The organism is Kitasatospora sp. NPDC058965 (assembly GCF_042741245.1).
GTDB lineage: Bacteria > Actinomycetota > Actinomycetes > Streptomycetales > Streptomycetaceae > Kitasatospora.
Genome location: NZ_JBHYKG010000240.1, coordinates 1 through 13,592, shown reverse-complemented (window position 1 = coordinate 13,592; position 13,592 = coordinate 1). Strand labels below are relative to the sequence as shown.

The window sequence follows — 13,592 nt, the reverse complement described above, 5'->3', positions numbered from 1 at the left end:
ACCGCCGTGGTGTACACGGCCGCCCAACTCGTCACCGCCGTCGCGGCCCTGGTGGCGCTCGTGCTGCTCGCCCCGGTGGCCGCGGCGGCCTTCCTGGCCACGGCGCCGCTGGGCTACGCCGTGGTCCGCCGCCAGTTGCGCCGCACCGCACGGCTCGGCGAGGGCTACCAGCGGGTCCAGGCGGACCTGGTCACCCGGCTGCTGGACGCGGTGGCCGGGGCCCGCAGCATCGCCGCCGCCCGGGCCGTGGACCAGGAGGTCGCCCGGGTGCTCCACCCGGTCCCCGAACTCTCCCGGCACGGACGGGAGCTGTGGGACAGTCAGCGCCGGATCGCCTGGTGCACCGCGCTGCTCGCGCCGGCCACCCAGCTCGCCGTGCTGGCGGCCTGTGGGGCTTCGCTCGCGGCCGGCACGCTCTCGGTCGGCGGCCTGCTGGCCGCGCTCGGCTACACCGCCATCGGCCTCGGCGGCTTCGGCGCGGCGCAGAGCCTGCTCGACGTCTCCCGGGCCCGGGCCGGCAGCGCCCGACTGAACGAGCTGCTGGCCTGCCCGGTCCGGCCGCCGGGCACCCGCCGCCTCGGCCCCGGGGGCGGACGGCTGGACCTGCGCGGGGTGGTGGTGCGCGGTGGCGGCCGGACCGTCCTCGACCGGTTGGACCTGACGGTGCCGGCCGGTTCGTGGACCGCCGTGGTCGGCGCCGACGACGCCGCCACGGCCGCGCTCGCCGCCGTGGCCGCCGGACTGCTGGACCCGCAGGAGGGCACCGCCCTGCTCGACGGGGTCCCGCTCGCCGAGCTGCGCCCCGACGACCTGCACTCCGCCGTGGCCTGCGCCTTCGCGGATCCCGCGCTGCCCGGTCGCACCGTCGACGCGGCGCTGCGACTCGGCGCCCGGGCGGTCCCCGCGCAGCAGGTCCGCGCGGCCGCCCGAGCCGCCCAGGCCGAGGTGTTCGTCCGCCGACTGCCGGACGGCTACCGCACCGCGCTCGACACGGCACCGTTCTCCGGCGGGGAGCGGCAGCGGCTCGGGATCGCCCGGGCGCTGGTGCGCGACGCGCGCCTGCTGGTGCTGGACGACGCCACCTCCTCGCTGGACGGCGCGACCGAGGCCGCGGTGCTGCGCGCCCTCGCCACCCGGGCGGCGGGGCGCACCCTGCTGCTGGCCACCCGGCGACCGGCCGTGGCGGCCCGCGCCGACCGGGTGGCCTGGCTGCACGAGGGCCGGGTGCGGGGGCTGGGCACGCACGACGAGCTGTGGGCCGAACCCGGCTACCGGTCCGTCTTCACCGCCGAGGCCGCCGCGACCGGTCCGGCCCTGGACTGAACCGATGCGGTCCGCACCGACCCGGTCCGCACCGGGCCGAACCGAACGAGCCCGGCCGATCCCGCCCGTGCGCCCGGACGACCTCCCGAAAGGTGACCGCCGATGCCTCCCCGGCCCACGCCCCCGCAGTCCGCGTCCCGCGGACCGACCACTCCGGAGCCGACCCGCCGTCCGTCGTGGACCCGTCGGCCGACCGGCCGCCGGCGCTCCGCGAGCGTGCGGCTGCTGCGCTCGGCACTGGGCAGCAGCCGCCCGGCGCTGCTGCGGCTGCTCGCCTGGTCGCTGCTGAGCGCCGCACCCGCCCTGGTCGCCGGCAAGGTGCTGGCGCTGGCCGTGGACCGGGGCTTCCTGGCCCGGCAGCCGCTCCAGGCCGCGGCCTGGCTGGCCCTTTTCGCCGCGGTCTCGGTGGTGGGGGCGTGGGCGTCCCGGCAGAGTTACCCGTGGCTGGCGGACGTGGTCGAGCCGATGCGCGACCGCCTGCTGGGCGGCGTGGTCCGCGGCCTGCTGCACCGCGCCGCCGACACGCCCGGGCGCCCCGACAGCTCGGCGGCGGTCGTCGTCGCCCGCCTCACCCGGCAGGTCGAGGCCGTCCGCGACACCGTCGCGGGCCAGCTGCTGATCGTCACCCACTTCGCGCTGACCGTGGCGGCCGTGGTGGCCGGCAGTGCCGCCCTGGCGCCGGCCGCGGCCGGGCTGATCGCCGGCCCGCTGCTGCTCTCGCTGGCCGCGTTCGCTGCCCTGGCCCCCGCCACCGCGCGCCGCCAGCGGGAGGCGTTCGCGGCCGAGGAAGAGCTGGCCCGGTCGTGCGCCCAGACACTGCAGGCGTTCCGCGACCTGGTCGCCTGCGGCGCCCGGTCGACTGCCGAGCAGGAGGTCCTGGCGAGTGTCGAGGCCAACCGGGCGGCCGGGCAGGCGCTCGCCCGACTGGCCGGGGCGCGCCGTCTGATCGTCTCGCTGGGTGCCCACGTGCCGCTGCTCCTGGTGGTGCTGGCGGCGTCGGCCCTGGTCCGGCACGGGCTCAGCGCGGGCGCGGTGGTGGGCGTGCTGGCGTACCTGACCGGCACCCTGGAGCCCGCCCTGCGACTGCTGGTCCAGGGCGCGGGCGTCTCCTGGCTCCGGCTGGCGGTGGCCGCCGACCGGCTGGCCGCCGCGAGCGTGCCGGAGACCGCGCAGGCGGCGGCGGGGGAGCGGGCCCCGGGCGGTGCCGCGCCCGCCCCGGCGGACGGCTCGGTCGAGCTGAGCGGGGTCGACTTCGCCTACGGTGCCAACGCCGACCCGGTGCTGGACGGTCTGGACCTCGTGGTGCCGGACGGCGAGCACCTCGCCGTGGTCGGCGCGTCGGGCATCGGCAAGTCGACCCTCGCGGACGTGCTGACCGGCGTCGTGCTGCCGGACCGCGGCCGGGTGCTGCTCGGCGGGGTGCCGCTCGCCCTGCTGCCGGGGGCCGAGCTGGCCCGGGCCCGGGTGCTGCTGCCCCAGGACCCGTACCTGTTCAACGGATCGGTGGGCGAGAACCTGCGCTGGCTGGCGCCGCACGCGTCGGAGCCGGCGGTTGCCGCGGCGGCCCGCGCCCTCGGGGCCGGGCCGCTGCTGGCGCGCCTGGGCGGCACGGCGGGGGCGCTCGACCCGGCCGCGCTGTCGCCCGGGGAGCGCCAACTGGTCGCGCTGGTGCGGGCCTACCTGTCCGAGGCGCGGCTGGTGGTGCTGGACGAGGCGACCCGCCACCTGGACGCGACGGCCGAACTGCGGGTGGAGCGGGCGTTCCGGGAGCGTCCCGGCACCGTCGTCACCATCACCCACCGGCCCGGCCCGGCCCGCGGTGCCGACCGGGTGCTCCACCTGGACGGATCGGGCGCCCGGCTGGGCACGCACCGCGGCCTGCTCGCCGAGGTGCCGGCCTACCGGTGGCTGACCGGGGAACCGGAACCCACCGGGGGGATCTGACGCAGGCTCAGACGCCGGGCCGGATCATCAGCTCGCTCAGCGTCCCGTCCGGCGGGAAGTCCAGGACGCCCACCACGGCGGCGGCCACCGACGCGGCGGACAGGCAGGCCTGCGGGACGTACGGCACGCCCAGCGACTCGTGCAGCCTGACCTGCATGGGCGTGTCGACCTCGCCCGGGTAGACCGTGGTGACCCGCAGGCCGTTGCGGTGTTCCTCGGCCCGCAGCGACTCGGCCAACGCCTTGAGCGCGAACTTGGAGGCCGCGTAGCCGCCCAGGCCGGGCGGCGCGTGCAGTCCGGCACCGGAGTTGAGGAAGACCACGTGACCCTGGGCGGCCCGCAGCGCGGGCAGCGCCAGCCGGGTCAGCTCGCCCGGCGCCAGCAGGTTGACCGCCAGGGTGCGTTGCCACACGGCCGGGTCGAACCCGCCGACGGTCCCCGGCTCCAGCACCCCGGCGATGTGCAGCAGCGAGTCCAGCCGGTCGGGCAGGCCCTGCGGTTCCAGCGCGCGGGTCAGTGCGGCGGGTTCGGTGAGGTCGGCGACCACTGTCCGGCTGTCCGGGAACCGGGCGCGCAACTCCCGCGCCCGCGCCGCCGTCCGGGCCAGCAGCCACAATTCGTCGCCCCGGTCGGCCAGCAGCGCGGCCACCGCGGCGCCGATCCCGGAACCCGCGCCGGTGATGAGGTGAACACCCATGTCGGCGCTCCTACCCGCCGCGACCTCGGCGGAACGCCGATTTTCCGCCGAACTCCGTTGTCGAACAGCTGTGTTGACGATTCGTCAGTCAGTTCTGGTCGACCGGCCGGGCGAGGCTGTCGATCCAGGCCGTCAGGCGCCGGCCGCGGCCGGCCATCACCTCGGGGTCGCGCAGCGCGTTGGTGAGCACCGACATGCCCTGGTACGCGGCGACCAGCTCGATCGCCAGGTCGCGGGCGTCGGCCCGGCCGAGGGCCGTGAACTGGGCCTCGGTCCAGTCGATCACGGCTTGCAGGACGGCGGCGGCGGAGCGGTCCAGGCCGTCGTCGCGCTTGTCCAGCTCGGCGGCCAAGGTGCCGAACGGGCAGCCGTACCGGGCGGCCGTCTCGCGCTGCCCGACCCAGCCCTCGATCAGGCCCTTGAGGCGGTCGGCGGGGTCCGGGAGCCGGTCCAACTCGGCGGCCGCGGCGGCGAAGCGGTCGCGGTGGGCGCCGAGGGCGGCCTCGACCAGCTGGTCCTTGGTCTTGAAGTAGTAGTAGACGTTGCCGAGCGGCACCTCGGCGGCGGCGGCGATGTCGCCGAGCGTGGTGCGCTCCACGCCCTGGCGGTGGAACACGTCGGCGGCGGCCGCGGCGAGCCGTTCGCGCTTGCCGCCGCGCGGCGCCCTGGGGGCAGCTGGTGAGTCAGTCACCTGACTCACCATAGACATCGGTGGCCCCGCCCGCTACTGTCGGATTCAGTTAGTCAACTGACTCAGTACTGAAGAGGGCTCATTTCCGTTGGGGGAGAACCATGATCGTTGTCACCGGTGCCACCGGGAACGTCGGCCGGACCCTGGTGCGGCTGCTCGCCGGGGCCGGACACCCGGTCGTCGCCGTGGCCCGCCGGATCGGCGCGACCGACGTGCCCGCCGGAGTGCGGGCCGTCGCCGCCGACCTCGCCGACCCGGCGAGCCTGCGGCCGGCGCTCACCGGCGCCGACGCCCTGTTCCTGCTGGTCGCGGGGGAGGATCCGGCCGGACTGCTGGACCAGGCGCGGCAGGCCGGGGTCACCCGGGTGGTGCTGCTCTCCAGCCAGGGGGTGGGCACCCGGCCCGGCGGCGCCTACGCGCACGCCGCCGGCTTCGAGCGGGCGGTGGCCGCCGGTGGGTTGGAGTACACCGTGCTGCGCTCCGGCGGGCTGGCGTCCAACGCCTTCGCCTGGGCCGAGCCGATCCGCGCCCACCGCACCGCTGCCGCCCCGTTCGCCGAGGTCGCACTGCCGTTCGTCGACCCGGACGACGTGGCCGCGGTGGCCGCCGCGGTGCTCACCGGTGACGGGCACCAGGGCGCCACCTACGTGCTGACCGGACCGGCGGCCACCACGCCCCGCCAGCGCGCCGCGGCTCTCGCGGCCGCGATCGGGGAGCCGGTGGCGTTCGTCGAGCAGACCCGCGAGCAGGCGCACGCGCAGCTGTCCGCGGTGCTGCCCGCCCCGGTGGTCGAGGGCACGCTGGCCATCCTGGGCGAGCCCACCCCGGCCGAACAGGCCGTCAGCCCGCACGTGGCGCAGATCCTGGGCCGCCCGGCCGCGCCGTTCGCCGCCTGGGCCGCCCGCAACGCCGCCGCCTTCCGCTGACGCCGGGTCACGGGCCGGGTCGGCCGCTGACGCTACGTCAGGGGACGGGGCCTGCCGCGCCGCGGCTGAAAGTTTCGCGGAATCCCCGCCGCTCGGCCCTGGCGGGGCAGCGGCAACGGGTCGGACCGTTGACGACCGGTGGCGCCCCGGTCGACCCTCGGGTCACCGTCGGCGGTCCGCGCCCGCCCTCATCCGCGATGCTCCGACGGCTCCACCCGTCGAGAGGAGCACCTCCATGCGCTTGCGGCCCCCACCGAGCAGGCGGCGCCTGCCCGCCGCCCTGGCCGGCCTGGCCCTGCTGGCCGTCGGCCCGCTCTGCAGCACCGCACCGACCGCCGGCGCGGCCGCGGCCGCCACCAGCGCCGTCACGGTGAGCGTGAACGCCGCCCAGGCCCTCGCCACCGTCCCCGCCACCGGGATCGGCACCAACGGCTCGGTCTACGACAGCAAGCTGACCGACGCCGCCGTGCCCGGCCTGCTCAAGCAGGCCGGCGTCGGCCTGGTCCGCTTCCCGGGCGGCAGTTCGTCCGACAGCTACAACTGGAAGACCAACAGCGACCTCACCTACGGCACCCAGGCGGTCGACTTCGACCACTACGCCACGATGCTCCAGCAGTCCGGGGCCCAGGGCATGGTGACGGTCAACTACGGCAGCGGCGACACCATCGGCGCAGCCGAGAGCCCGGCCGAGACCGGCGCCCAGCTCGCCGCCGACTGGGTGCGCTACGCCAACGTCACCCACACCTACGGGATCAAGTACTGGGAGATCGGCAACGAGATCTACGGCAACGGCACCTACAGCGCCGACTGGGAGACCGACAAGCACTGCGCGAGCGGCAGCAGCCCGGCCAACTGCGGTCCGGCGGTGTACGCGCAGAACGTCAAGGCGTACATCGCGGCGATGAAGGCCGTCGACCCGACCATCCAGGTCGGCGTGGTGCTCACCGCACCGGGCAACTGGCCGGACGGCGTCACCTCGGCCGGCAGCCCGCAGCCCTGGAACCAGACCGTGCTGACGGCGCTGGCCGGGCAGATCGGCTTCGCCGACGTCCACTGGTACCCGCAGAACCCGAGCAGCGTCACCCCGCCCGGGCCGACCGACGCGGGCCTGCTCGCCGACTCCGCGCAGATCCCCGGCATGGTCTCCACCCTGCGCTCGCAGCTCGGCCAGTACGCGGGCGACAGCACGGTGCCGATCATGGTGACCGAGACCAACTCGGTCTCCTCCAACCCGGGCAAGCAGACCGTCGGCCTGGTCAACGCGCTCTTCCTGCCGCAGGACTACCTCGGCTGGCTGGCCAACGGCGTGGCCAGCGTGGACTGGTGGCAGATCCACAACGGCATCGTGACCGGCGGCGACAACGGCTCCGCGCTCTACGGCTCGGCCGGCTACGGCGACTACGGCATGCTGGCGGACGGCAGCTGCGGCACCGTCGGCGGCGCCCAGCTGTGCGAGCCGGCCGCCGACACGCCGTTCCCCGCCTACAACGGCATGACGCTGCTCAGCCGCTTCGTCCACCCGGGCGACACCCTGGTCGCCACCAGCTCCAGCCAGTCCCTGCTGCAGTCCTACGCGGTCAGGGCCGCCGACGGCTCGCTGCGGGTGCTGCTGGTCAACGACGACCCGGCCACCAGCTACCAGGTCGGCCTCGGCTACGCCGGGTTCACCCCGGCCGCCGGCGTGCCGACGGTCACCACCATGGCCGGACCCACGGCCGCGCTGACCACGGCGAGCGCGGGCACGGCCGGCTCGCAGACCGTCGCGCCGTACAGCGCGGTGCTGCTCACACTGGCGCCGGGCAGCACCGTGACCCCGCCGACCACCCCGGGCACCCCGACCGCCTCGGCCGTCACCAGCGCCTCGGTGAGCCTGAGTTGGGCCGCGTCCAGCAGCGCCGCGGGCCTGGCCGGCTACGACGTGGTGCAGGTCGCGGGCGGCGCCGAGACCGTGCTGGCCTCGCCGACCGGCCCGAGCGCGACCGTGACCGGCCTGAAGCCGAGCACCGCCTACACCTTCGCCGTCTACGCCAAGGACACCGCGGGCAACCGCTCGGCCCGCTCCGGCACCGTCACGGTGACCACGGCGCCGGCCGGCGGGGGCAGCTCCTGCAAGGTGGCCTACTCGGTCAACGACTGGGGCAGCGGCTTCACCGCCACCCTGGTGCTCACCAACACCGGCAGCACCCCGGTCAACGGCTGGACGCTCTCCTTCGGCTGGCCCGGCAACCAGCAGCTGAGCAACGGCTGGAACGCCGCCTGGACCCAGTCGGGCAGCACGGTGACCGCCACCAGCCTGTCCTACAACGGCACCCTCGCCCCGGGCGCCGCCACCACGGTCGGCTTCAACGCCGCCTACTCGGGCGCCAACCAGGCCCCGAGCGGCTTCACCCTGAACGGCGCGACCTGCAGCTGAGTGTGCTGGAGCGCCCAGTTGGCCGTGGAGTGGTCGATCCGGCCGACTGGGCGCTCGGCGAAGTGGCCGTCCGGCCGGGCGGGAACCGCCCGAGCGGCGTCAGGCGTCGATCGGACGCAGCACCGCGTAGTACGCGAACGGCGGACCGTACAGCCGGGCGACCCGCAGCCCGGCTCCCTCCGCCAGGCCGATCAGCGAGGACGGCCGGATCTGGTGCCGGTCGAAGAACTCGCCGACCACCAGCCGCCCGAACGGCTTCAGCGCCCTGCGCAGCTCGGCCAGCGTACGCGCCGGATCCGGGATCTCGCCCAGTGCCGTCACCAGGTATGCCGCATCGAACGAGCCGTCCTCAAAAGGAAGTTCATGTGCACCGGCGCAGTTCGGCACGATGTTGTCGACGCCCTGCTCCTTGGCCCGGCGGCCCACGTGGTCGAGCATCTCCTGCTGGATGTCCAGGATGTCCAGCCGGCCGTTCGGGCCCAGCTGCGGTGCGACGTGCAGCGACTGCAGGCCGGTTCCGGGGCCGATCTCCAGGATCCGCTCGCCCTCCCGGGGCTGCAGCACGTGGTCCAGGCGCTTCAGGGTCAGGAACGGCAGTGGCAGGTCGAGCAGCCAGCGCTGGGAGTACGGGTACGGCGCGGAGTCGGTGAACCACCAGGTGGCGACGGCGGCTGCAGCCCCTGCGCCGATCAGTGCCCGCGAATGCCTCAACGTTCCTCCCTCTGGCGCCCGCCCCTCGGGCACGACATCAGCCTGTCGTCCGCGGGCGCCCGAGGCAGTAGCACTCCTGCCAGAGTTGAGGGTGGTGCCAGGTACACCCTCACCGATCAAGAGGGGTGAGGACCTCCTGATGCGCGCCGTCCAGGACCAGGCCGTTGTCCCACCGGACCCGCACCGTCGCCAGGTCGCGCCCCCGGTGCGCGGCCCAGACCGGCTCCAGCTCGGCGAGTTCGGCCACCAGGCGGTCGCGGCTCGCCTGCGGCATGGTGTGCCCGTAGTCGTCGAACAGCCCCTTCAGCCGCTGGTACTCGCGGACCTGTGCGCCCTCCGGCAGCTCCCCGTCCACCCGCTCGACGGTGCCCTCGATCCCGGCCCCCAGCGAGAGGAACCCGACGAGGGTTCCGGGCTCCCCGGCGACCGCCCCGCCGATCGCCAGGTCCGCCGCCAGCCGGACGCGCCGGCCCTCCTGCAGGGTCATCGGTGTGCTGCCTCTCCGTCACGGTCCGCCGCCGCGGGCCCGGTCGGCGCGCGGCACCGGCCATTATCCGCCGGTCCGGTCGGACGGTCGGGAGCGGCTCGTCTACGATCGGGAGCCATGGCTGTGGACATGGACGACGTGGCGCGCTTCGAGGCGTTCCGGCCCCGGCTGGAGGCCATCGCCTACCGCCTGCTCGGCTCGGCGAGCGAGGCGGAGGACGCCGCGCAGGAGACCTATCTGCGCTGGCAGGGCGTCGACGTCGACCAGGTCGAGGTGCCGGAGGCCTGGCTCACCAAGGTCGTCACCAACCTGTGCCTCAACCAGCTGTCGTCGGCCCGGGCGCGCCGGGAGACCTACGTGGGGCAGTGGCTGCCCGAGCCGCTGTTCGCCGGGGACCCGATGCTCGGCCCGGTCGACACCGTCGAGCAGCGCGAGTCGGTCTCGTACGCGGTGCTCGCGCTGATGGAGCGGCTGACCCCCAACGAGCGGGCGGTGTACGTGCTGCGGGAGGCCTTCGACTACCCGCACCAGGAGATCGCCGGGATCCTCGACATCACCGAGAGCGCCAGCCAGCAACTGCTGCACCGGGCCAAGAAGCACGTCGCCGCGGGCCGGGTGCGCACCGAGGTCGAGGCCTCGGTCGCCCGGCGGGTGGTCGAGGAGTTCCTGGTGGCCGCCACCAGTGGCCGGACCGAGCCGCTGGTGCGGCTGCTCACCGAGGACGCGGTCTCGATCGGCGACGGCGGCGGCAAGATCCCGGCCCGGGCCAGGACGGTCGAGGGGGCGGCGGCGGTCGCGAAGTTCCTGCGCGGCCTGTTCAAGCCCGGCCCGGCCAAGCGCGCCCTGGTCGGCGGCACGGCGGAGGTCTACGTCGCCGTCGCCAACGGCGCCCCCGCGGCCGTCGCGGTGGTGGCCGGCCGGGTCGTCGGCGTCATGACCCTGGAGGTCACCGCCGAGGGCGTCGTCGCGATCCGCAACCAGGTGAACCCCGACAAGCTCGACCGCGCCAGCGTGCGGTGGGCGGCGGCCGATCACGGGGAGCCGCTGCTCACGGCCTTCTGAGCGATGTGAGCCGGCTCACAGTGCGGTCCTGTCAGGTACCGGCGGGCTGTCCGGTTCAAGGGGTGAGAACCCCACCAGACAGGAGCAGGGACATGCAGCAGCACCGCGTCGTCGTCCTCGGAGCCGGGTACACCGGAGCGGTCGCCGCCGGGCGGCTCGCCAAGCGGTTGCACCGCGAGGACGTCGCCATCACCCTCGTGAACGCCGAACCCGACTTCGTCGAGCGGGTCCGGCTGCACCAGCTGGCGGTTGGTCAGGAGCTGCGGCCGCGGCCGTTCCGGGAGATGTTCGCGGGCACCGGCGTCGAGCTGAAGCTGGCGCGGGTCACCGCGCTCGACGTCGAGCGCCGGACCGTCGCCGTCGACGGTGAGGCCGGTGCCGAGGAGCTGGCCTACGACACGCTGGTGTACGCGCTCGGCAGCGGCTGGGACGACCAGGGCGTGCCGGGCGTGGCCGAGCACGCCCACCACGTGGCCGGCCGGTCCGGGGCGCTGCGGCTGCGCGCGCGGCTGGCCGGCCTGGCCGCCGGGGAGCCGGTGGTGGTGGTCGGCGGCGGGCTCACCGGGCTGGAGGCGGCGAGCGAGATCGCCGAGGCCCGCCCGGACCTGCGGGTCGCGCTCGCCGCCCGCGGCGGCCTGGGCGACTGGCTCGCCCCCAAGGGGCGCCGGCACCTGCGCGAGGTCTTCGACCGGCTCGGCATCACCGTGCACGAGCAGGCCGCCGTCACGGCCGTCGAGGCCGACCGGGTCGCCACCGCCGACGGCGGCAGCCTGCCCGCCGCGGTCACCGTGTGGACCACCGGCTTCGCGGTCCACCCGATCGCCGGGGCGACCACCTTGGAGGTCACCGACGCCGGCCGGATCGTGGTGGACGCGACCATGCGCTCGGTCTCCCACCCCGACGTGTACGCCGTCGGCGACGCGGCGCTGGCCGCCGGCCCCGGGGACAAGCCGCTGCGGATGTCCTGTGCCTCGGGCCTGCCCACCGCCTGGCAGGCGGCCGATGCCATCGCGGCCCGGCTGACCGGCGGGAAGGTGCCGCAGGTGCCGATCCGCTACTTCAACCAGTGCGTCTCGCTGGGCCGCAAGGAGGGCGTGATCCAGTACGTGACCGCCGACGACCGGGCCCGGCGGGCGGCCGTGACCGGCCGGTTCGCCGCCCGCTACAAGGAGTTCGTCTGCAAGGGGGCGGCCTGGAGCGTCGCCCACCCCACGCTCGGCCTGCCGACCCGGCGCCGCCGGGTGCTGCCGGCCCCGGCCCGGGCGGGTGCGGCCGTCGGGGCGACGGCCTGAACTTCACCGTGCCCCGGTGGGCTGCTCGCCGTTCACCCCCCGGGGCCGGGAGGGTGCGGGGCACCCGCCTAGGGTAGGTGTCCGTGCCCTTCACGCTGAGTCATCCCGCCGCCGTCCTGCCCCTGGTGCGCGACGGGCGGGGCCGGGGACGGCTGGTCGGGTCGGCGCTCGTGCTCGGGGCGATGGCGCCGGACGTGCCGTACTTCGCCGGGGCCTTCGCGTGGGGGGACCTGGCGCACGAGTGGCGGGCGGTGCCGACCCTGGACGTGGCGATCACCCTGCTGCTGGCCGGGGCGTGGCACCTGGTGCTGCGCGCGCCGCTGACGGCTCTGCTGCCCGCCCGCTGGGCGGGCGCCGTCGGACGGCTGGCGGGGGCGTGGACCGGGCGGCTCTCCTGGGGCGGGGCCGGGTGGTTCGCGCTGTCGGCCGCGATCGGTGCGGCCACCCACGTCGGCTGGGACGGGTTCACCCATCCCGGGCGGTTCGGCACCAGGCTGCTGCCGGTGCTGCAGAGCGGCCGGGTCCTCGGCGAACCGCCGTACGCCGTCCTGCAGTACAGCTGCTCGGTGGTCGGGCTGCTGGTGCTCGGGCGGTCGGTGGCGCGCGAGCTGCGCCGGGCCGCGGCCGCCGCGGCGCCCGCGCCGGTCGTCGGTGCGGCCACCCGGCGGCTGGTGCTCGGGCTGGTCCTGGCGGTCGCGGTGCTCGGCGCCTGGATCCGGATGCTGCAGTGGGACCGGCCCGGCCTGCCGCTGCTCTCGGTGCTCCCGGTGCTCGCCTTCGGCGCGGTGGCCGGCGCGGCCGGCGCGCTCGGGCTGTACGCACTCGTCGCCACCGTGCGGGCCGCGCGCGCCTGACCGGGGGTCAGGGCGCCTGCGGCGCGGGGTGGGCGGCGAAGAAGGACCAGAACTCGCCGGTGGCGTCCAGCGCGGTGGACGGCGGGTCCAGGCCGAGCAGCCGCTCGGCGGCCGTGCGGGGCGCGCCGCCCGGCCACTGGTGCCCGGCGCCGTCGACGGTGACCAGCTCGACGGCGCGGCCCTGCGGGCAGCTGCCGGCGAGCCGGGTGACCGGGCCCTCGGTGCTGCTGGTCGGCGCGGCGCACCGGTCCACGGCGCGCCACCGGTCCACGACGGCGGGCACGGCCGGACCGTCGATCCGGGCGAACCCGTTGCCGGGGCCGCCCCGGTACGGAACGTTCTGGTCGGCCGTGCCGTGGATGTGCAGCACCGAGACGGGTGCGGGCGTCGGGCACGGGCCGAGCAGCGTCGCGGAGTCGGGGCCGACGGCGGCGAACAGGCGGGTGTCGCAGGCCAGTCGGTAGGCCATCATGCCGCCGTTGGAGATGCCGGTGGCGTAGACCCGGCGCGGGTCCACCGCCAGTCGGTGCCCGACGTCGGCCACCACCGCGCTGACGAAGGCCACGTCGTCCACGCCCTGGGCGGCGGGCTGTCCGCAGCAGCCGCCGCCCACCGCCCAGGCGTGGTCGACGCCGTCGGGATAGGCGACGGCGAAGGCGTGCCGGTCCGCCTCGGCGTCCCAGCCGTAGGCCTGCTCGGCCTGCCCGGCACTGCCGAATCCGCCGTGCAGCATCACCACCAGCGGGACCGGCCGCCCGGTCGGCAGCCCCGCCGGGACGTGCAGCAGGTAGCTCCGGTCCCGGCCGCCGCTGCGCAGCCGGTGCGCCGACGAGGCGGGGGCGGCGTGCCGGGCGGTGCAGCCGGTCGTCGCCAGCGCGAGCAGCACCGCCAGGAGCACGGTCCACCTGCTCCGGCGCGGCCCGCGGTCCGCACCGCCGTCCACTCTTCGCGTCATGCGCCGACGGTAGCGGCAGGTCCTGGGGAGCCGCCGGGAATCCGCCGGGTCCGCGCCCCGCCGGCGGGGTGACCTCGCGGCGCGCGTCCCGCGGGCCGGGCGGGCGGTGCCGCAGGCTCGGCATGTGGGGGAACGGGTGGGCGCCGCGGGGGAGTGGGTGGTTGGGGTGCAGGTTGAAGAGGACCGGGTGGAAAATCAGTTGCAAAATGGTGTTCAACCCCGGCGGGGACGCGGGGA

General features: G+C 75.9%; 12 protein-coding genes. 7 read left to right on the top strand and 5 right to left on the bottom strand.

Features of this window, described 5'->3' with window-relative positions; genetic code table 11:
* Positions 1–1,323 (top strand): ATP-binding cassette domain-containing protein (locus ACFW1A_RS29800; protein WP_380414115.1); only part of this gene is annotated, 1,323 nt, incomplete at its 5' end.
* A gap of 102 nt (positions 1,324–1,425) precedes the next feature.
* Complete coding sequence (locus tag ACFW1A_RS29795) at positions 1,426–3,267, top strand: ATP-binding cassette domain-containing protein (protein WP_380414113.1); 1,842 nt, start codon at positions 1,426–1,428, stop codon at positions 3,265–3,267.
* A gap of 7 nt (positions 3,268–3,274) precedes the next feature.
* Here ACFW1A_RS29795 and ACFW1A_RS29790 read toward each other — a convergent pair whose 3' ends face one another.
* Both ACFW1A_RS29790 and ACFW1A_RS29785 read right to left on the bottom strand, forming a co-directional pair.
* Positions 3,275–3,964 (bottom strand): SDR family oxidoreductase, encoded by a 690-nt coding sequence (locus ACFW1A_RS29790; protein ID WP_380414111.1) that lies wholly within the window; start codon positions 3,962–3,964, stop codon positions 3,275–3,277.
* Between the two features lie 88 nt (positions 3,965–4,052).
* Positions 4,053–4,655 (bottom strand): TetR/AcrR family transcriptional regulator, encoded by a 603-nt coding sequence (locus ACFW1A_RS29785; protein WP_380414109.1) that lies wholly within the window; start codon positions 4,653–4,655, stop codon positions 4,053–4,055.
* A 101-nt stretch (positions 4,656–4,756) separates the two neighbouring features.
* Between ACFW1A_RS29785 and ACFW1A_RS29780 the strand changes: the two genes are divergently transcribed.
* Together ACFW1A_RS29780 and ACFW1A_RS29775 are read left to right on the top strand one after the other, a co-directional pair.
* On the top strand, positions 4,757–5,581 hold the full coding sequence (locus ACFW1A_RS29780; protein WP_380414107.1) for an SDR family oxidoreductase: 825 nt from the start codon (positions 4,757–4,759) through the stop codon (positions 5,579–5,581).
* Between the two features lie 235 nt (positions 5,582–5,816).
* Complete coding sequence (locus ACFW1A_RS29775; protein WP_380414105.1) at positions 5,817–7,994, top strand: cellulose binding domain-containing protein; 2,178 nt, start codon at positions 5,817–5,819, stop codon at positions 7,992–7,994.
* Positions 7,995–8,093: 99 nt separating this feature from the next.
* On the opposite strand, the gene ACFW1A_RS29770 is transcribed toward ACFW1A_RS29775, so the two are convergent.
* Together ACFW1A_RS29770 and ACFW1A_RS29765 are read right to left on the bottom strand one after the other, a co-directional pair.
* Positions 8,094–8,705 (bottom strand): class I SAM-dependent methyltransferase, encoded by a 612-nt coding sequence (locus tag ACFW1A_RS29770; protein WP_380414103.1) that lies wholly within the window; start codon positions 8,703–8,705, stop codon positions 8,094–8,096.
* A gap of 109 nt (positions 8,706–8,814) precedes the next feature.
* Positions 8,815–9,192 (bottom strand): hypothetical protein, encoded by a 378-nt coding sequence (locus tag ACFW1A_RS29765; protein WP_380414101.1) that lies wholly within the window; start codon positions 9,190–9,192, stop codon positions 8,815–8,817.
* A 117-nt stretch (positions 9,193–9,309) separates the two neighbouring features.
* Here ACFW1A_RS29765 and sigJ point away from each other — a divergent pair, with 117 nt between their 5' ends.
* From sigJ to ACFW1A_RS29750, 3 genes are all read left to right on the top strand, one after another.
* Positions 9,310–10,254, top strand: a complete 945-nt coding sequence (sigJ, locus tag ACFW1A_RS29760; RefSeq protein ID WP_380414099.1) for an RNA polymerase sigma factor SigJ — start codon at positions 9,310–9,312, stop codon at positions 10,252–10,254.
* 92 nt (positions 10,255–10,346) lie between these two features.
* Complete coding sequence (locus ACFW1A_RS29755; RefSeq protein ID WP_380414097.1) at positions 10,347–11,546, top strand: NAD(P)/FAD-dependent oxidoreductase; 1,200 nt, start codon at positions 10,347–10,349, stop codon at positions 11,544–11,546.
* A gap of 83 nt (positions 11,547–11,629) precedes the next feature.
* Entirely contained in the window at positions 11,630–12,400 is a 771-nt protein-coding gene (locus tag ACFW1A_RS29750; RefSeq protein ID WP_380414095.1) for a DUF4184 family protein, read from the top strand.
* 7 nt (positions 12,401–12,407) lie between these two features.
* Here the strand turns inward: ACFW1A_RS29750 and ACFW1A_RS29745 are convergent, their stop codons facing one another.
* A complete protein-coding gene (locus ACFW1A_RS29745; protein WP_380414092.1) occupies positions 12,408–13,355 on the bottom strand; it encodes an alpha/beta hydrolase family esterase in 948 nt (315 codons plus the stop codon).
* Positions 13,356–13,592 lie beyond the last annotated feature (237 nt).

What these genes read in the sequence shown, in the direction of transcription:
- ACFW1A_RS29790 (WP_380414111.1), bottom strand. Translation starts at nt 3,964, where the DNA reads ATGGGTGTTCACCTCATCACCGGCGCGGGTTCCGGGATCGGCGCCGCG.
- ACFW1A_RS29745 (WP_380414092.1), bottom strand. Translation starts at nt 13,355, where the DNA reads ATGACGCGAAGAGTGGACGGCGGTGCGGACCGCGGGCCGCGCCGGAGC.
- ACFW1A_RS29755 (WP_380414097.1), top strand. Translation starts at nt 10,347, where the DNA reads ATGCAGCAGCACCGCGTCGTCGTCCTCGGAGCCGGGTACACCGGAGCG.
- ACFW1A_RS29765 (WP_380414101.1), bottom strand. Translation starts at nt 9,192, where the DNA reads ATGACCCTGCAGGAGGGCCGGCGCGTCCGGCTGGCGGCGGACCTGGCG.
- ACFW1A_RS29780 (WP_380414107.1), top strand. Translation starts at nt 4,757, where the DNA reads ATGATCGTTGTCACCGGTGCCACCGGGAACGTCGGCCGGACCCTGGTG.
- ACFW1A_RS29775 (WP_380414105.1), top strand. Translation starts at nt 5,817, where the DNA reads ATGCGCTTGCGGCCCCCACCGAGCAGGCGGCGCCTGCCCGCCGCCCTG.
- ACFW1A_RS29795 (WP_380414113.1), top strand. Translation starts at nt 1,426, where the DNA reads ATGCCTCCCCGGCCCACGCCCCCGCAGTCCGCGTCCCGCGGACCGACC.
- sigJ (WP_380414099.1), top strand. Translation starts at nt 9,310, where the DNA reads ATGGCTGTGGACATGGACGACGTGGCGCGCTTCGAGGCGTTCCGGCCC.